Source organism: Bradyrhizobium iriomotense (assembly GCF_030160715.1).
Lineage (GTDB): Bacteria > Pseudomonadota > Alphaproteobacteria > Rhizobiales > Xanthobacteraceae > Bradyrhizobium > Bradyrhizobium iriomotense.
Map to the genome: position 1 here is coordinate 1 of NZ_BSOW01000022.1, position 17,721 is coordinate 17,721.

Sequence of the window (17,721 nt, forward strand, 5' to 3'; positions counted from 1 at the left end):
CTGCGAGCACCCGGCCGTGCCCGATCACCACCTGCCGGGTGTCGTCAACCACGATCGGCATGACGAACCCAAATTCGCGGATGCTGTCCGCGATCAGATTGACCTGAGTTTGAGAGTGCTGTCGCGGGTTGCGGGGATCCAGAACGAGATCTCCCACGGGACGATACTGAATCTGAATCTCGACCAAGCCGGCATTGGTCTCCGCGCTGCGTCGACCGGCGTTCGAAGAGTTAGTCATGGGCGTTTCCTCGCAAATAGGGAAGGCGAGGGTGCGTCCGTTCGACCTCAGGTATCGAGTTCACAAACTGACGAAAATTATGAAGCTACTGAGGAGGGGTGATCCGGATCGATATCAGCTTTCTGCGATCAATCTTTAAGTTGTTGTTATCAATGATGTTTTTAAACTTCTCAATGTAGTTGACAACGTTGCCCACAAGTTCCGCATCGGCGATCAGGTTGCCGTATGCGGTCCGCTTTTCGCCGGCTCGCTCCCGATCGCTGATTGCGACGGCGAACGCAGCCGCGACGTGAATCACTGGTAAGCTCGGCCGCCAGATCCTGGTCTCGAAGTTTTCCGGGCTACTTTGGTTCGCATCGCCCATGGCGAACTCGGAAAGTTGGTTGAGCGAAAGGCGCTTCACGCTACCGGGGAGGTTGGGGCGGTGACCGATGGCATTCTGCAGTAGCGCAACAGCGACGTGCGCCGCGGCCATGCGGTCGCGTATCGCGCGGTCTAGAGTCCTCAGGTCTCTTTTGATCCTTCGTTTGTCGCGGAACGCGTACCTGGCCTTCACGAGCTCGTCTAGATTGTCGGACTGTTCGAACCTTGTCCGTAGATATTCGGAGCAGATTGACGCGACGATTTCGGCGAGTACGACATCAGTCGCGGACGGAAAAGCGAGGACGGCTAACAGTGTGGCTCCGCATTCGAAGAAACTCTGGTTCTGGAAATCAAGCACGAGTTTGCGGGCGGGCAATTGCGAAAACTCCAAGGCTGGCGCGTGTAGTTCCGCACGGAATTCTTAAATCAGAGAGGCTATTTAGGCCGTCTCCCGGTGACTCGGTAGAGCAAGCCGTACGCGCGCCCCAAAGAGAACCGTAGCGGGCGGGCGGCTTTGCGGTGGTCACCGGCCGGTGGGATCGATTGCGACACGCTAAGGCAACGGGAACCATGATGAACCTGCGCACCCTCGCGGAGAAGACCCGTGAGGCTGATTCTGTTGCGCGAGATGACCGGCCTTGCCCCCAGCGGCTGATGGAGCTGGAAGTCGAAGGCCAGACCGGGGCGACCTATGGCGAGAAGAAGCCCGAACGTCTGGCCCAGCGCAACGGCTACCCCGACCGGATTCTGGGAGACCCGCTCCCTCACGCTCGAACTTCGTATCCCCAAGTTGCGGAAGGGCCCGTCACAAAGCTTCCCTCTGACGCGTCCACGCTCCGCTCTCGTCCACCATCTCGCTCTCCGAGAACAGAATCGCACCGGCGGAACCACAAGGAAAAGTGTGGCGAGATATGGACGCTTACCCTTTTTCCGTGCTCCCGGAGAATGGATTCCCTGTTCGCCACCGCAAATTCCCTGTTCCGATTTGGGCGCATAGCGCCGCGGCGCTTCGGATTTCCAAGGATTCTCAGATACTTCTCGTCAACACTCTTTGCTAGGCGGTCCCTCCAATAGGCCATTTTTCCCTGCAAATTTCCCTGTTCGCAGGGAAATGATGGTTGGCCTCTGGCTTGAGCCTTCAACGTGCCTTTTGGATTCCGCTTGAGCCGGGCGCGGGCACGCCGGCCATCTGCGGGGTCAATTCGGCCCGATCACAACATCAGCGCGGTTGCTGCCGTTTCGGGTAATGACGATGACGCCGTTGCGAATGGTGAATCTCGCGCCGAGCAGTTTGCGCACCTTGTCCGTGACCGGAGACGGGAAGGGGATGGTCTCTCCCGTGACGGGATCGCCGACCTTGATCGATTCAGTCGCGGAGCCCGCATTTGGAGCCGGCTTGATATAGTCGCGGATCAGCTGAAGCTCTTCGCGCGATAGGGTGAGAACATCCTGGTCAGGACGATTCGCGGCCGGCGGCTTGGGGGCTTCATTGGCGCTTGCGATCTGATCGAGCCTGGCTACGCGCAGCTTGAGCGCGATGATCTCGCGTTGCAGCGTAGCGATCTCAGCCTTGAGCGATGTGACCTGCGTGAAGACAATAGCCGCGCAGACGCAACTCACGATGACGAGAACGCTCAGCAATGCGAGCAACCAGCGCTCGATGTTTGCCATCGACCCTCCGGTCGCCTCGGGGAGTTGGTCGCGCTGGAGGTGGCCGCGCCAGATGCGGCGTCCCCGCCGCATCCAATTCGCTATTGCGGCCACACGTCCGGACTCCTCCAGCCCGGCGCCGAAGTGCGCGGATGACAAGGCGGAGCCCTCCTGGGGCGGCTGAATGATGGGCGCACGGTTGCCTTGACCGGTGGTGCGTGGCTGTGGCTCGCGGTGCTCGTCGGCGTGATCGTCCACCGGTGGATGAGCGGCGGCCTGCGGATGAGTGCGGGACGGATCTCCCTGGTGATTAAGCCGGCCGGTATCCGTCCTCGATGGAGCCATCTATTAACTTCAAAGGTTGTTCCGCCCGGGGCATCAAATCAGACGGTCGTTTTGCACGCTGCGCATATGCAAACCGTGCCGACAAGCGAGCCCTATGTCAATTGAGGACAAGACAGCAGACTGTTTCGCGTTCGCGGCCCCGTGAAGAGACTTCATTCGCCCGCGCGAGGACGAAACAAATGACCTCGGGTTGAAACCACTTTCCAGCAACCACGACGTCACGGCAAAACACGGTCGACCTATTATGTAGCACGTTTCTAACTCGGAGAGCCAGCAATGCGGTCTCACCAAAGTTTAGTCGCGCCAGTCATCATTCTGTGCTGCTCGGCCTTGAGCATCGCTACCCTTGTGATGGTTGGAGCGTGGTGAGTTCCTTGGCCATATGTACATGCGTGAAGAATTTACATCCCTCGCCTTCTTGGCGGTTACGCTCGCGGGCGTCGTTCTGCTCAGCTCCGGTCTGCTCGCACTGATATTGGTGGACTAGAGCGCGGCCGGACGCAGGCTGTGTCGGCCTAGCGAAGGCACTGCCGGACCCAGTAGCCGCCGCTGACCCGTATCCACTGGCATGGACTAGGGGGCGGCTCTTTGATGATCGGCCATCCGTGAATGTCGATATCTGTCGGCGCGGTTATGCCGCGCCAAAACACCGCATTCGCGTCAGAGGAACGGACAAGAAGGGCGGCCGAAAAGCAGATGAAGGCAACGCAGACCAGAAATACGCGATGCATTGGTTCTATCCGCCGAAGTGGGAGTCTGATGCTACGCCGGGTCCGCGATTAAGCCAAGAGACGCGCTGCATGATTCGGCCGCGCTCATTTTTCCTAGGTAATTTCCATTCCCGTTCGGCATCGCCATCCGTGCCGTCAACAAGCTCAAATCCTTGATCGCGCGAAAGGGCCCGGCGATGGCGGGGGCCTGGAGACCCCAGCCGCAAGCAGTCATGATTCGATCTGATCTGACTAAGTTGGGCGTCGGAGCCCGGGAGAATTGACCCACTCATCGATGCGGGCTGCCGTGTCGGCCTGGCTCGCCTTCCTCTGAAGCTCTTCTCTCTCCTTGCCGGCAGGCATCGTTTTCGCGCGCTCACGGCTCTCCTGCGCGACTTTCGAGAGCTGGTCTTGAGGAGAGACTGTCTGCCCAAAAGCGTATCGCATGACGCTGCTCCAACGCGTGGATGGCGAATTCGCGACTTTCGAATTTACGGCTGACGTGATGCTGGTCGATCGGAGTGTCTACCCTCTTGCTCTCGAACGCCAGTTATTTTTTGAACGGCTTCAAGAGCGACTGCCCTCGACGATCAGTCAGAAGTGATGTCGCGATGTTCGATGTCCCGCTGAAGCCTGGCTTGAAAATTGTTGGTCAATTGGCGCGGCACGTCGCTTGGGTTCGTAGCGCTCCACCAGCTTCAGAAGACGGCTCTTGATGAAGGGATCAGCTTGCTCTGCGAGATCGCGCAATATCTTCGCGCGTTGCTTGTTAAATTCATCATCCAACATGGTCGTCCCCAAAAAACGATATTGCAATTGGGTCAGTATACCGACCCATGCTTCTTGAGGAAGTCCTCAAACACGAATGTTTTTTGACATGCTTGCAGGCGCAAGAGACTCGATCAGAGCAAAGTCGTGCTGCACGGGTTGTCTTGACGAAATCGCGGGCCCGCATCCAATACCGCCGAAAGGCCGCGCGCCACTACGCGGACCGGCGGACGCGCGGGCACCGCATCAGTGGCGGGCCATTCTGTCCAGAAACTCCAGCAGAGATGGTGCTACGTCGTCGAGTTCGACGTAGCGGCGGCGAATCTCATCAGCGATGTCCGCAGTCACATCGCGCGACCATCCCTCTATCGGATTGAAGGCAACGATGCGGATGGGATGTTCGTATTGGCCCTCGACCAGGTGCCGCATCAGCGTTGCGCGATTTGCGTCCTCTTCGGCAGTCTCGCACCAGGCACACCCGAGCCGGCCGCCGAAGTCTTCAAGCACGAGATAGATGTCGTGGTTGACTGACGCATGCGGCACAATAGAGGGTGAGCGACTCATGGGGGCTCCGCCAGCGCTTTAAGTTGATGCTGGGAACTTTGAGCCTTTGCGGAGAGAAAGCCATGGATATAAAGGGTTAGCTGTAGCCGATAGCGCGCATTGCGCTGCAATAGGTCGGGTGCTCTATCGACGTCGAATGGCTTGGACGCCCGCGCCTTGCAGGCTGAAATCCCGCTGGCACATCTGCGGCTACTTGTCGGGGACATTTGCACGCGCGGACGGCGGCTACTTGCAGCGCGCCATAAGACGCGAGCCAACCAAAGTTGTGGCGCAGCGATCCTGACCTTTCGCGCCTGCCCGCGACGGCTACTTCTTCAACAATATTCCCACCGTCCGCGCCATTCGCCTCACCGAGCCGGCATGACGGCCCAGTTCGGCGGCAATCTTCGATGCACCAACACCCTGCCGGGCGAGTTTGACCAATCGCCGGACTTCCTGCTCGGCCCATTGCTTTGGCTTCGGTGTCTTCATGGTGCGGTGCTCGACGAGCACCAGTTAAACCAGTGAGCCCGGTGGCCAACACTTGGGAAATTTACGGGTGGCCTCCGGGCGGGGACATCATCCTTCCGCTCCCTATCCCTCGTATTGGTCCGGTCCCATCGCCCAGAGCGATTGATCGTGGCCGAACGCGTAGTTGCGGTTGGTCAGCGCCGGATTGCGGTTGACCATCGGTCGCATGAACATCGGGTGGGTCGCGCTACGTACCTCGTGCTCGACCGTGAAGAGCGGCTTTCCGCTATCGAGATCGACGATGTCGCAAAAGCGGTACTGGTATTGATTGTCCTCGCGGGAGACGAGGTTTCGCGCGAGCAGCCTGCGGTATGGACCGGAGAAGTCGCTGACGTACATCTGCACATGGTGGCCGTCATAGTCCGGCCGGGGCCGATCGGTCTCGCGGAACAGCAGATGCTGGCCGCGGCCCGTTTTTACGGCGGCAACCTGGCCGCCGCCGTTCCGCAAGCAGGCGGGCATGCCCATGATCGCCGGATAGAAGGCGCAAATTCCAGGCGCGGATCCGGCCGGCACTTCGAACTCGACATAGGGGATGCCGAGCGCGATGCGCCCGAAGCGTGCCGCGTCCGGCTCATGGCAGCGCAGGCGATTGCCCCACGGACAGGTCGCCTCGACGTAGTCGTTGTGCTCGGCGAAGGCGAACGCCGTGCCCTCGAGCTTTTTGGCGACCGACGCCAATCGCGCCAGCAGCGCCTCGCGGCCCGCGATGACCAGCCCGACGTGACCGCGCAGTACCTGCGGCTTGCCGCTCGGCAAATGAAACTGGCTCTGACCGGCATTGATCCACATGTTGGTGTCGGACACCATCAGATAGGGGTCGCGGGTGAGCCCCAGTCCCGTGACGTAGAATAAGGTGGCGAGGCGCTGATCCGGGACCTGGACGTTGACGTGCTCGAGATGGATCGCATTGCCGAGATCCTCAGCGGACCGGTCGAATTGTTGAGTCATGGATGCGGCTCTGGGTACGGATGACGGACCAGTGATACTAGAGCAGAATTTCCGCCAGCCGAAACGGCCGGCCGATCAAATCTTGGAGGCAACGCATGATGTCTGTTGCCGCCTTGCCGCGGCAGCCAGTCCCTGTAATCTGACAAAAACATACGGGAAAAACGCAAGGGAAGACATCGATGGGGGGAGTTCTGGAAGGCGTGCGCGTCCTCGATTTCGGGCGCTATATCGCAGGGCCATATTGCGCGACATTGCTGGCCGAATTCGGCGCTGAGGTCATTCGCGTGGAAAAGCGCGACGGCAGTGAGGATCGCTTCGTGGCGCCGGTCGGCGAGGGCGGTGAAGGCGCGCTGTTTCTCCAGATCAATCGCAACAAGAAATGCATCACGCTCGATCCGATGAAGCCGGAAGGGCAGGAGGTGATGCGTCGTCTGGTCGCGACCGCAGACGTGGTCGTCGCCAACCTGCCGCCACAGACCCTGCGCGCGATGAAGCTCGACTACGACTCGCTCAAGGCGAGCAAGCCGGACATCATCCTGACGACGGCAACCGCGTTCGGCGGGCCGGGCCCCTGGTCCGACCGCGTCGGTTTCGACGGTGTGGGGCAGGTCATGTCGGGCTCGGTGTACATGACCGGCGCCGGCGATCCGCCTTACCGCGCCGCGGTCAACTGGGTTGATTTCGGAACGGCGCTACATTGCGCGTTCGGGACGCTCGCCGCGCTGATCGAGCGCGGCAAATCCGGGCGCGGGCAGATCGTCGAGGGCGCGTTGCTTGCAACCGCGCTGTCCTTCACCAATGCCACGCTGATCGAGCAGGCGGTCATCAACGTCAATCGCGTTCCGACCGGCAATCTCGGCCAGACCGCCGCGCCAGCCGACATCTACCGCACCAAGGATGGCTGGGTGCTGTGCCAGGTCACGGGTCACCCGCTGTTCAAGCGCTGGGCGAAGCTGATGGGCGAGGAGGACCAGTGGCTGAACGATCCGCGCTTCGCCGACGACATCAGCCGCGGCAACAACGGCCCCGTCATCAGTGAGCGGATGGCGCGCTGGTGCGCCGAACGCACCACGCAGGAAGCCGTCGACACGCTGGGCAATGCTATGATTCCGACCGGGCCCGTCCTGAGCCCGCAACAGGCGCTGGATCATCCCCACATCCGCGCCGCTGGCTTCCTGCGCGACGTCGATTATCCGGGCTTGCCGAAATCCGCACCGGTCGCACGCGCCGCCGTCCGGCTGTCGGAAACGCCCGGTGAAATCGCGACGCGTCCGCCGACGCTCGGCGAGCATACCGAACTTGTCCTGGCCGAGCTCGGCTATGACCCGGCTGCGATTGCGGCGCTTCGGCAAGGCGGCATCATCTAGCCCAGCCCTTGCATCTACGACACAAAAACGCTTGCGCCGCGATCTGCGCAACTGACGCGCCCGCGGAAGAAGCCGAAGAGTTCACGGCCGATCCCGACATGCGCCGTGGAGAGATCGGCTTGCGCGCAGGCTCGCTCGGCCCACTCGCTCGGGGCGACGAGCACGTCGAGCTGACCGGTGACGGCGTCGAGCCGAACGAGGTCGCCATCGCGAATCCGCGCAATCGCGCCGCCATCGGCCGCTTCAGGGGTGACGTGGATGGCCGCGGGAACCTTGCCTGAGGCGCCCGAAAGCCGCCCATCCGTGACAAGCGCGACTCTGTGCCCGCGATCCTGAAGCACGCCAAGGAGCGGCATCAGCTTGTGCAGCTCCGGCATGCCGTTCGCCTTCGGACCCTGGAAGCGCACCACCGCGACCACATCACCCGCGAGTTCACCTGCGGCGAAGGTCTGTTGCAGATCCTCCTGGGAGTGGAAGACGCGAGCCGGCGCTTCGATGACATGGCGTTGCGGTGCGACCGCAGATGTCTTGACGACCGCGCGCCCGAGATTGCCGTTCAGAAGCTGAAGGCCGCCGGTTGCCTGGAACGGGTCAGCGACGCCGCGAAGCACGGCAGCATCGCCGCTTGCAGTCGGTCCGTCGCGCCACGTCAACGTGCCCTCGGCATCGAGCTGCGGCTCTTGCAGGTACGCATCGAGTCCGGCGCCGCAAACGGTCAAGACGTCGCGGTGCAGGAACCCGGCGGCAAGCAATTCCCGGATCAAGAAGCTCATTCCGCCGGCGGCATGAAAATGATTCACGTCTGCGGAGCCGTTGGGATAGATCCGCGCGATCAATGGCGTCACCTGCGCGAGGTCGGCGAAATCGTCCCAGGTCAGGATGACGCCGGCCGCCGCAGCCATGGCAACCAGATGCAGCGTCAGATTGGTCGAGCCGCCCGTGGCGTGCAGCCCCACGATGCCGTTGACGAAAGCGCGCTCGTCGAGCACGCGCCCGATCGCGATGTATTGATTGCCGAGCGAGGTGATGTCCAGCGCCCGCTCGGTCGCCGCGCAAGTCAGCGCATCGCGCAAAGGCGTGTTCGGGTTCACGAAAGAAGCGCCCGGCAGCTGAAGGCCCATGATCTCCATCAGCATCTGGTTGGTGTTGGCCGTCCCATAGAACGTGCACGTCCCCGCGCCGTGATAGGCCTTCGCCTCCGCTTCCAGCAGAGCTTCGCGACCGAGCTTTCCTTCCGCGTAGGCCTGTCGGATCTTCGCTTTTTCGTTGTTGGCCAGGCCCGAGGTCATCGGCCCCGACGGAATGAAGACCGCAGGCAAATGCCCGAATGAGAGCGCGCCGATAACGAGACCCGGCACGATCTTGTCGCAAATGCCGAGGAACACCGCGGCGTCGAAGGTCTGATGCGACAACGCGACTGCGGTGGACAGGGCGATGACCTCGCGCGAGAACAGCGAGAGCTCCATTCCTGCTTCGCCTTGCGTGATGCCGTCGCACATCGCCGGAACGCCGCCCGCGACCTGGGCCACACCACCCGCTGCACGCGCGCTCTGTCGGATGAGTTCAGGGAAACGCTCGTAGGGCTGGTGTGCCGAGAGCATATCGTTGTAGGCCGTGACGATGCCGAGGCTGGGAACGTGGCCATCCTGCATCCGCTTCTTGTCGTGCCCCCCGCAAGCCGCGAAGGCGTGGGCCTGGTTGGCGCATCCCAGCCGCCGCCGCACCGGCATGCTCGCCGCGTTCGCAATGCGGTCGAGGTAGCGTGCTCGGCTGTCGTGACTGCGCCGAGCGATGCGATCCGTCACTTCGGCGACCCGCGCATTGACCTTTGCTTCGATCGTCATACAAGCCTCCTGATTGCGGACTGGTCATCGGCGATAAGCTGCTCCGCGGTCACGGGGCGTCCTCCATCCATGTTCGGCTGTCGCGTTCGATCAGCGCGATGGCGGCGGAGGGGCCCCAGCTGCCGGCAACATAGGGGCGCGGGATTTCATTCATCTGGCTCCACGCCTGACGGATCGGGTCAATCCAGCGCCATGCCGCCTCGACTTCATCCCGGCGCATGAACAAGGTCGCGTCTCCGCGGACTACATCCATCAACAACCGTTCGTAAGCGTCCGGCACCGAGACGTCGAATGCTTCCGCAAAGCTCATGTCGAGGGGGACATATTGCAGCCGCATGCCGCCCGGTCCGGGCTCCTTGATCATGAGCCAGAGCTTGATTCCCTCGTCGGGCTGCAGGCGGATCACGAGCCGCGTCTGCACAGCCTTTCCCGAATTCGAATTGAAGATCGAATGCGGAACTTTCCTGAAGGTCACGACGATCTCGGAACTGCGCTGCTGCAACCGCTTTCCGGTGCGCAGGTAGAAGGGAACCCCGGTCCAGCGCCAATTCGCAACGGCCGCCTTGAGCGCAACGAAGGTCTCGGTCGAGCTTGCGCGATCGGTGATCTCCTCCGCATAACCGGGAACAGCGATGCCGTCGCAGGCGCCGGCGCGGTATTGACCCGGCACGGTCACGAATGCCGCGTTTGTTTCGTCAATCCGTTCGAGCGATTTCAGGATCTTGAGCTTCTCGTCGCGCACGGCATCGGCTTCGAGCGAATGCGGCGGCTCCATCGCCACCAGACAGAGCAGCTGCAGAAGATGGTTCTGCACCATGTCGCGCAGGGCGCCGGACTTGTCGTAGTAAGGGCCGCGTTCCTCCACGCCGATGGATTCGGCGACCGTAATTTGCACATGGTCGATGTGGGCGGCATTCCACAGCGGCTCGAACAGCGCGTTGGCGAACCGCAGCGCCATCAGATTCTGCACCGTCTCCTTGCCGAGATAGTGATCGATCCGGTAGACGCGCTCCTCCGGAAAAATCATGCCGACGGTTTGATTGAGCCGGATTGCGGACTCGAGATCCTTGCCGATCGGCTTCTCGATAACGATGCGGGAATCGCCTTTTGAAAGGCCGTAGCGACCGAGCCTTTCGCAGATCGGGCCGAACAGATGCGGTGCCGTCGCCAGATAATGGACGTGAATGTGTTCGGCGTAGGCCGACAGGGCGGCTGCGAACTCGGTCCACCCAGTCTCGCCTTCTGCATCGGCAGCCATGTAGGAGATACGGGCCAGGAAGCGGTCGAGTTCGGGCCCCGTGGTTTCCGATGCCGGCACATACTTTGTGATCGCCGCGTGTACCATGGCGAGGAAATCATCCCGTGACATCGCTGCGCGCGCGACGCCGATTATGGTCGCTGCGTCCGGCAGCTGGCCCGCAAAATCGCGACGAAACAGCGCCGGCAACAGCTTGCGGCACGCAAGATCGCCCGTCGCTCCGAAGACGGTCAGGACGAAGGGAGCCACGGGAATCACGCGGCTGGTCATACGCGAGCCTTTCTCAATTCGATCCCCTCTGATGTGCCGCGTTGCGTCCGTCACTCTGTCAAGCATGGCATGGCTCCGTACTGGCATCGATGTCGGCGGTGGTCGGCAGGTCGGCACCATCGCGTGAAACCGTGATGGCGGCGGCAGCCGTTGCGTAAGCGAGCAACTCGCGGATTGCGGGCAGCTCGAGCGCCGCGATGGCCTCGGTATGGAGCCTGCCGGTCTTCGCAAGCTGCGCGAGCAGCGCGGCGTGGAACGTGTCGCCGGCACCCACGGTGTCGCGCACGACCACGGAACGACCGGGCACCGAGACGCTGCCCGTGGCAGAGAAGGCGGTTGCTCCCTTCGCGCCCTCGGTTATCACCACGAGGCGCGCGCCACAGTCGAGCCAGTAGGCGGCCGCATCGGCAATCGAGAGGTGACCGCCCCACGCAACGCGAACATCCTCGTCGCTCGCCTTGATCATCGTGGCTGTCCTGTAGAAGCGTTCCGCCGCGACGGCCCAGCTTTTCATATCGCTGACGACGGTCGGACGGACATTCGCATCGACGCTGATGACGCGGCGTCCATGCTCGCGCTCGGCGAGCGCGGCAAAGGTGGTGCCGACCGGCTCGACAGCCATCGAATAAGAGCCAAAGGCCAGAGCCTCAATATCGTCCGGCAGCGTGCCGGGCAGGTGGGCAAGCCCGAGCGAACGATCTGCTGCACCCTCGCCATGGAAGGCGTAGTTCGGTTGACCGTCGTCGGTCGTCGCCACGATCGAAATCGTGGACAGCCGGTCGGTGCGCACGAGAAAGCCGTCATCCACGCCTTCGCGAGCCAGCCTGTCCGCGAGGAACGCGCCGAAATGATCGCGCGAGATGCCGCTCAGGAAGGCCGTTCGAACGCCAAGCCGGGCAAGACCAATAGCGACATTGAAGGGTGAGCCACCAGCAACGGCACGGGCCGCCATTTCCGACCGGCCGGGCGCGCTCACAAACAGATCGATCAGGGCTTCGCCGCAGACAAGAATCATGATGCGCGACCCTGCTCAATCCCTAAACAGCACGTCGTGATCGCGCGCGAACGCTGCGAGCAGCGGCAAGGCCGCCCCGCCGATCGCGCGTGCATCACGCCCGATCGAGCCTTCCACCACCACAGCGTCGGTGAGGCCCTGCCGGTCCATGCGGGCCCAATGCTCGTTCGTGCGCGCGACGAGGCGACGGCGCACATCGAGCGGAAAGGCGCCGTCGATGATGACGGCTTCGAAGTCGATCACCGCCAGCAATGCGGCGATGGCCTGCGCCAGGGCCTCGGCTGCTGCCGTAACCCACGCATCGAGCGGCTCCTCGAAGCTCGACCAGTCCTCGGGCGAGAGCCAGATATCGGTGCCAGGTCGACCGGCAGCGATCAGCCGCCGCTCCAGCTGATAGATGGAGGCGGTGCGGATCAGTTGCTGAACGCTTGTCTCTCCGTTGTCCTCCCGTCGCATGATCGGCATGGAGCCGAGCGCGCCGGCATTGCCGCTACGACCCGGGAAGAGGCTGCCGTTCAGAACGATGCCGCCGCCGATGAAGGCGCCAATGTAGAAGTAGGCGAAATCCCGATAGGCCGCGCCGGCCCCGAAGGTGAGTTCGGCCGCACATGCCGAAGTCGCGTCGTTGCAGACGTGCACCGGCCAAGGGCCGAAGCGGCGCGAGAGTTCAGCGGCGACGTTGAAGTCACGCCACTTGCCGAGCACGCCGGGCGGCGTTTGCAGATCGGCTTCCCAGTTCCACAGCTCGAATGGCATCGCAACGCCAAGGCCGCTGATCCTGCCGTGCTGGGCTTCGGGCAATTCGGCGAGCAGACTCGGCATCTCGCGCTCCGCAAATGCCATGATGTCTTCGGGCACCGGGAACGAATAAATCGTGCGGCGTCTGGCGCGGATGCCGGCGGTGAAGTCCATCAACACCAGATCGGAGCTGCGCCGGCCGATCATCAGACCGAGACCAAACGCGCCGGCCGGGTTGAGCGAGTAGGGGACGGAAGGTTGGCCGATGCGGCCTCGTTGCGGTTCGCCTGCGAGCACCAAGCCATCGGCTTCCAACCGATTGATGATCACCGTCGTCGTTTGGGTCGAAAGACCAGTCAGGCGCGCGATCTCGACCTTGGCGAGACTGCGGTGGCGCCGGATGAGGGAGAGGATCAGGCGCTCGTTATAAAGCCGCATGCCCGTCTGGGTGCTGCCGCGGCTCCCGCCCGGCAAGACCACCGACGGGTTAGTTGCTCCGGCGGGTGCTGTTTCTTCCATCCTCGGCTCCACAAACGCCTTGGGCCATTTTCCCAGCAAGTTCGGTTCCCAGGGCGGTCAATCTCTACAATGAACGCAGTCGAAGGTGAGTGTCAATTAATAAGTCGGAATGATTTATTTATTGACACGGCCGTTCATGTCCTCTTAGGATCATCCAACACGCGGGACGAACCGCGCAGGCAACAAATGCTCCAGGAGGGAATACATGCGTCAGTCATTCGGACTATTCGCGGCACTTGCGCTGACTTTGGGCGCCACCAGCGCTTTCGCGGCCGACAAGCCGATCGTCGGGCTCATCACCAAGACCAACACCAATCCGTTCTTCGTGAAGATGAAGGCTGGCGCCGAAGAGGCGGCCAAGGCCAATGATGTCGAGCTGCGGTCCTTCGCCGGCAAGGTCGACGGCGACAATGAGAGCCAGGTCGCTGCCATTGAGAACCTGATCGCCGCCGGCGCCAAAGGCATCCTGATCACGCCGAACGACTCGCGCGCCATCGTTCCGGCCGTCGAGAAGGCACGGGCCGCGGGCATTCTGGTCATTGCCCTCGACACGCCGCTAGATCCGGCGAATGCGGCGGATGCGACGTTTGCCACCGACAATTTCATGGCGGGTCAGTTGATCGGCCAGTGGGCCGCCAAGACGCTGGGCGCCAAGGCGGCGTCGGCGAAGATCGCGCTGCTGGACCTGAACGTGAACCAGATCTCGGTCGACGTCGCCCGCGATCAGGGTTTTCTGAAAGGCTTCGGCATTGACCTCGGCAACCCCGCCAAGATCGGCGACGAGAAGGATGCGCGCATCGTCGGCCATGACGTGACGCTCGGCAGCGAGGAGGGCGGCCGCAAGGCGATGGAGAATTTGCTGCAGAAGGATCCCGGCATCTCGCTCGTCTATACCATCAACGAGCCTGCGGCAGCGGGAGCCTATGAGGCCCTGCGCTCGGTCGGCCGTGACAAGGACGTGCTGATCGTGTCGGTCGACGGCGGTTGCCCCGGCGTGCGCAACGTGAAGGACGGCGTCATCGGTGCAACCTCCATGCAGTTCCCGCTGCTGATGGCGGCGAAGGGTGTCGAGGCGGTGAAGGCCTTCGCCTCCGGCGGCGGCAAGCCGAAGGCGTCGCCCGGTCTCGACTTCGTCAACACCGGCGTCGAGCTCGTCACCGACAAGCCGGCCGGCGAGATGCCGTCGATCGACAGCGCCGCCGCCTTGAAGAAGTGCTGGGGCTGATCGCACCCTTGAATTGTAGCCGCTGGCAAGAACTGGCGCCCGCGATCCGGACGCCAGAAAAAGCCGGGAACGCTTGCCCGAGATTGGATGGGCAGGTCTCCGCATGCAACGAGGAAAACGGCCATGACCGATATCGGCAGTAGTCGCCCCGCTGCCCAGGCCTTCGAGCTTGTGCTCGACAAGGGCGAGAGCCGCGTGGCCGAATTCGAGGTCCGTGCGAGATCGCCGCTACAGAAGCTTCAGCACTTCCTGCACGCCAATCCGACGGCGGTGCCGGCGATCGTGCTCCTGCTCAGCGTTGCGGCGTTCGGCTTTACCGTCGGCTCGCGCTTTCTGTCGATGTTCAACCTGTCGCTGATCATCCAGCAGGTCACGATCATCGGCGTAATCGGGGCGGCGCAGACCTTGATCGTGATCACCGCCGGCATCGATCTGTCGGTTGGCGCCATCATGGTGCTGTGTTCCGTCATCATGGGCAAGCTCGCGGTCACCATGGGACTGCCGGCTCCAATCGCGCTCGTTGCCGGTGTCGCCGCCGGCGCCGGCTGCGGCGTGCTCAACGGCGCGCTCGTGACCCGGCTCAAGCTGCCGCCCTTCATCGTCACGCTTGGGACATGGTCGATCTTCTTCGCGCTCAATCTTTGGTATTCGGCGTCCGAGACCATCCGCTCGCAGGAGGTCGCGAAAATCGCCCCGTTGCTGCAGGCATTGGGAACGCCGGTGAATATCCTTGGCGCCCGCTTCACTTACGGCTCCTTCTTCATGCTCGGTCTCGTGGCATTGATCTGGTTCGTGCTGAATCGCACGGCCTTCGGGCGCCATCTCTACGCGGTGGGCGATGATCCTGATGCGGCGCGGCTTTCCGGCATCCGAACCGACCGCATCCTCTTCAGCGTCTATGTGATCGCCGGCGTGATCTGCTCGCTCGGTGCGTGGGCATTGATCGGGCGCATCGGCTCGATCAGCCCGCAAGCCGGCCAGACGGCCAATCTGGACAGCATCACGGCGGTGGTCGTCGGTGGCGCCAGCCTGTTCGGCGGGCGCGGCTCGATTATCGGCACGCTGATCGGCGCCCTCATCGTCGGCGTATTCCGCAACGGGCTCGCGTTGTCCGATGTCGACGTGCTCTGGCAGGAATTCGCCGTCGGCTGGCTGATCATCATCGCAGTCGCTCTCGATCAATGGATTCGCAAGGTGTCGGCATGAGCGCAGGACCGAACGTTCCCGGGGCAACACCGCTCCTCCAGGCCCGCGGCTTGAACAAGCGCTATGGCCGCGTCACGGCGCTCGATCACGCCGACTTCGATCTCTATCAGGGCGAAATCCTGGCCGTGATCGGAGACAATGGCGCCGGAAAGTCATCGCTGATCCGCGCGCTCTCGGGCGCGCTGGTTCCGGACGCCGGCGAGATCAGGCTGGCCGGCAGCCCAGTCGCGTTCCGCTCGCCGCTCGACGCGCAGGCGGCCGGCATCGAGACGGTCTATCAGACGCTTGCACTCTCGCCGAGCCTGTCGATCGCCGACAACATGTTTCTCGGCCGCGAGCTGCGCCGGGCGGGTCCGCTCGGCACGATCTGCCGCATGCTCGATCGCAAGGCCATGCAGCGCATCGCGCGCGAGAAGCTCACCGAGCTTGGTCTCATGACCGTGCAGAGCATCAACCAGCGCGTCGAGACCTTATCGGGTGGTCAACGCCAGGGCGTGGCGGTGGCAAGGGCCGCGGCCTTCGGCTCGCGCGTCGTCATCATGGACGAGCCGACCGCGGCGCTCGGGGTCAAGGAATCGCGCCGCGTTCTGGAATTGATCCTGGACGTGCGACGGCGAGGGGTTTCGGTGGTCTTGATCAGCCACAACATGCCGCACGTGTTCGAGATCGCCGATCGCATCCATATCCACCGGCTCGGTCGGCGGCTCACGGTGATCGACCCCAAGGCCTATACGATGTCGGATGCGGTCGCCTTCATGACCGGTGCGCGGGCACCGGTAGAAGTGGCGGCGTGACGGAACTCTGTTGATAAATCGAATACGTCGGTACATCGGTTGCACACCGGCCAGGTTGCGATGACAACCTGGGGTGGTTCGTCAGTGGTGCCGTCGGCCAGCCGCTGGCGTAACCTTGGTTCTCGAACTTCACCAGCGTCCATGAACGCATTCGAGGTCGCAACATGAACAGCAATCCGCCGCAAATTCCGGTCCGGCCGCTGCCGCTCCAGCATGATCTGCCGAATTTCGTCGCCAGGCTCTGGAACACCGGCCCCATCAGGATGGTGGCCCTCGGCTCCTCCTCGACGGCAGGCGAGGGCGACATCCCGCCCTATCCCCATCGCCTCGAAATGCTGCTGCGCCCCCGCCTTGGCAACCGCAGGATCGACGTCCTCAACCGTGGTCTCGGTGGCGAGGAAGCGCCAAAGGAGTGCGACCGGATCGAAGGCGATGTTCTCGCCGAGAATCCCTGCCTGGTGATCTGGCAGATCGGCACCAATTGCGTCTGGCAGAGCGCGCCGGACAAGCCTCCATCCCAGCAGGATACGATCGACGCGCTTAAGCGCGGGATTGATCTCCTGAAGAAGCAGGGAACGATCGATATCGTACTGATGGACCCGCAATATCTCCCGGCCATGCTCACGCCGGCGACCAAGAACGCCACCGAAGCGATGGTTCAGGCCATCGCCGACGTGGCCAGCGACAAGCAGGTCAACCTGTTCCGGCGGTTCGACCTGATGCAGCGCTGGTCCGAGATCGGCAAGTTTTCATTCGATCAGATGGTCAATCCCACGGACGACAAGCGGCTGCATCAGAGCGAATGGGCGACAAACACGCTCGCCTATGCTTTGCGCGACGTCATCCTCGACCGTCTCAGGAAGGGCGGGATCGCGACGACGTGACGGATGTGACGTCAGAGCCTGGGGCATTTGAGATTCCAACCTAAGGCGCGATGACGATTCATCCCAATCTCATCGCGCTCTAGCGCGAAAGCTGTGCCAGCCCCTTCCGGTCGAAGCCGACCGGGCTGGTCTCGCCCCCGCAGGCTGCGGATGTCAGATCACCGTCGCCGGAATCTATCGGGCGCCGCGCGGATCGATATTCGGGTTCGCGGCGACGTAGTCGATCTCCCCGCGCGAGATGCCGATGTCCATCAGCTCCCGGTCGGGCAGATCGGACAAGGCGGCGTGCAGCCGCGCGCGTTTGCGTTGCTCCTGAAACGCCGCCCAATATCTTTCGAGCAAGCCGACGATGCGTCTGGCAGAAGCGAGCCGCCTGTACGCTGTTGCACTGTAGGTCGTGCTCATGGCGCAATCTCCGGATTCGCAATGCAGCCGGCCCGCGCATCATCGCCGCCGCCTCGCTCGCGGGCAGTCTTCAAGATCAGCTTTGATCGAAACGTGG

Annotated in this window: 18 protein-coding genes and 1 pseudogene; 7 read left to right on the forward strand and 12 right to left on the reverse strand. The window is 62.6% G+C overall.

The window, feature by feature from the left end; translation table 11 throughout:
• Positions 1-238 (reverse strand): ParB N-terminal domain-containing protein (locus QQL28_RS28110; RefSeq protein ID WP_284270711.1); only part of this gene is annotated, 238 nt, incomplete at its 3' end.
• A gap of 85 nt (positions 239-323) precedes the next feature.
• Positions 324-977: a hypothetical protein gene (locus QQL28_RS28115; RefSeq protein ID WP_284270713.1), complete on the reverse strand. Its 654-nt coding sequence runs from the start codon at positions 975-977 to the stop codon at positions 324-326.
• 194 nt (positions 978-1,171) lie between these two features.
• Here QQL28_RS28115 and QQL28_RS28120 point away from each other — a divergent pair.
• Positions 1,172-1,403 (forward strand): annotated as a pseudogene (locus QQL28_RS28120) (transposase); the annotation flags it as partial.
• A gap of 395 nt (positions 1,404-1,798) precedes the next feature.
• On the opposite strand, the gene QQL28_RS28125 reads toward QQL28_RS28120, so the two are convergent.
• Positions 1,799-2,509 (reverse strand): hypothetical protein, encoded by a 711-nt coding sequence (locus tag QQL28_RS28125; protein ID WP_284270715.1) that lies wholly within the window; start codon positions 2,507-2,509, stop codon positions 1,799-1,801.
• 1,242 nt (positions 2,510-3,751) lie between these two features.
• Between QQL28_RS28125 and QQL28_RS28130 the strand changes: the two genes are divergently transcribed.
• Positions 3,752-3,910: a hypothetical protein gene (locus tag QQL28_RS28130; RefSeq protein WP_284270717.1), complete on the forward strand. Its 159-nt coding sequence runs from the start codon at positions 3,752-3,754 to the stop codon at positions 3,908-3,910.
• Here QQL28_RS28130 and QQL28_RS28135 read toward each other — a convergent pair.
• The 4 genes from QQL28_RS28135 to QQL28_RS28150 form a co-directional block, all read right to left on the reverse strand.
• Positions 3,901-4,095: a hypothetical protein gene (locus QQL28_RS28135; RefSeq protein WP_284270719.1), complete on the reverse strand. Its 195-nt coding sequence runs from the start codon at positions 4,093-4,095 to the stop codon at positions 3,901-3,903. The two genes, QQL28_RS28130 and QQL28_RS28135, sit on opposite strands and share 10 nt — an antisense overlap.
• A gap of 225 nt (positions 4,096-4,320) precedes the next feature.
• The gene (locus QQL28_RS28140) at positions 4,321-4,638 is read right to left on the reverse strand and encodes a hypothetical protein (RefSeq protein WP_284270721.1); all 318 of its coding nucleotides are present in this window, start codon (positions 4,636-4,638) and stop codon (positions 4,321-4,323) included.
• Positions 4,639-4,944: 306 nt separating this feature from the next.
• Positions 4,945-5,109 carry a hypothetical protein gene (locus tag QQL28_RS28145; protein WP_284270723.1) on the reverse strand — a complete coding sequence of 55 codons (165 nt, stop codon included), beginning with the start codon at positions 5,107-5,109 and terminating at the stop codon, positions 4,945-4,947.
• A 102-nt stretch (positions 5,110-5,211) separates the two neighbouring features.
• Positions 5,212-6,099 (reverse strand): VOC family protein, encoded by an 888-nt coding sequence (locus tag QQL28_RS28150; RefSeq protein WP_284270724.1) that lies wholly within the window; start codon positions 6,097-6,099, stop codon positions 5,212-5,214.
• A 179-nt stretch (positions 6,100-6,278) separates the two neighbouring features.
• Between QQL28_RS28150 and QQL28_RS28155 the strand changes: the two genes are divergently transcribed.
• A complete protein-coding gene (locus QQL28_RS28155) occupies positions 6,279-7,466 on the forward strand; it encodes a CaiB/BaiF CoA transferase family protein (RefSeq protein ID WP_284270726.1) in 1,188 nt (395 codons plus the stop codon).
• 14 nt (positions 7,467-7,480) lie between these two features.
• Here the strand turns inward: QQL28_RS28155 and edd are convergent, their stop codons facing one another.
• Genes edd through QQL28_RS28175 form a run of 4 tightly spaced genes read right to left on the reverse strand, consistent with a single transcriptional unit; the run spans position 7,481 to position 13,149 of the window.
• Positions 7,481-9,310, reverse strand: coding sequence for a phosphogluconate dehydratase (edd, locus tag QQL28_RS28160; RefSeq protein WP_284270727.1), 1,830 nt, complete (start codon positions 9,308-9,310; stop codon positions 7,481-7,483).
• Between the two features lie 49 nt (positions 9,311-9,359).
• Positions 9,360-10,838, reverse strand: coding sequence for a glucose-6-phosphate dehydrogenase (gene zwf / locus QQL28_RS28165; RefSeq protein ID WP_284270729.1), 1,479 nt, complete (start codon positions 10,836-10,838; stop codon positions 9,360-9,362).
• Between the two features lie 58 nt (positions 10,839-10,896).
• Positions 10,897-11,853, reverse strand: a complete 957-nt coding sequence (locus QQL28_RS28170; RefSeq protein ID WP_284270731.1) for a carbohydrate kinase family protein — start codon at positions 11,851-11,853, stop codon at positions 10,897-10,899.
• Between the two features lie 15 nt (positions 11,854-11,868).
• Positions 11,869-13,149: an ROK family transcriptional regulator gene (locus QQL28_RS28175; RefSeq protein ID WP_284270733.1), complete on the reverse strand. Its 1,281-nt coding sequence runs from the start codon at positions 13,147-13,149 to the stop codon at positions 11,869-11,871.
• A 166-nt stretch (positions 13,150-13,315) separates the two neighbouring features.
• Here QQL28_RS28175 and QQL28_RS28180 point away from each other — a divergent pair, with 166 nt between their 5' ends.
• The 4 genes from QQL28_RS28180 to QQL28_RS28195 all read left to right on the forward strand — a co-directional run bounded on the left by QQL28_RS28180 (position 13,316) and on the right by QQL28_RS28195 (position 17,219).
• Positions 13,316-14,335, forward strand: coding sequence for a sugar ABC transporter substrate-binding protein (locus tag QQL28_RS28180; protein WP_284270735.1), 1,020 nt, complete (start codon positions 13,316-13,318; stop codon positions 14,333-14,335).
• Between the two features lie 123 nt (positions 14,336-14,458).
• Positions 14,459-15,541, forward strand: coding sequence for an ABC transporter permease (locus QQL28_RS28185; protein ID WP_284270737.1), 1,083 nt, complete (start codon positions 14,459-14,461; stop codon positions 15,539-15,541).
• On the forward strand, positions 15,517-16,335 hold the full coding sequence (locus QQL28_RS28190) for an ATP-binding cassette domain-containing protein (protein WP_431309652.1): 819 nt from the start codon (positions 15,517-15,519) through the stop codon (positions 16,333-16,335). Before QQL28_RS28185 ends, QQL28_RS28190 begins: the two co-directional genes overlap by 25 nt.
• Before the next feature lie 164 nt (positions 16,336-16,499).
• Positions 16,500-17,219, forward strand: coding sequence for an SGNH/GDSL hydrolase family protein (locus QQL28_RS28195; protein ID WP_284270741.1), 720 nt, complete (start codon positions 16,500-16,502; stop codon positions 17,217-17,219).
• A gap of 174 nt (positions 17,220-17,393) precedes the next feature.
• On the opposite strand, the gene QQL28_RS28200 is transcribed toward QQL28_RS28195, so the two are convergent.
• The gene (locus tag QQL28_RS28200) at positions 17,394-17,624 is read right to left on the reverse strand and encodes a DUF1127 domain-containing protein (RefSeq protein WP_284270743.1); all 231 of its coding nucleotides are present in this window, start codon (positions 17,622-17,624) and stop codon (positions 17,394-17,396) included.
• Positions 17,625-17,721 lie beyond the last annotated feature (97 nt).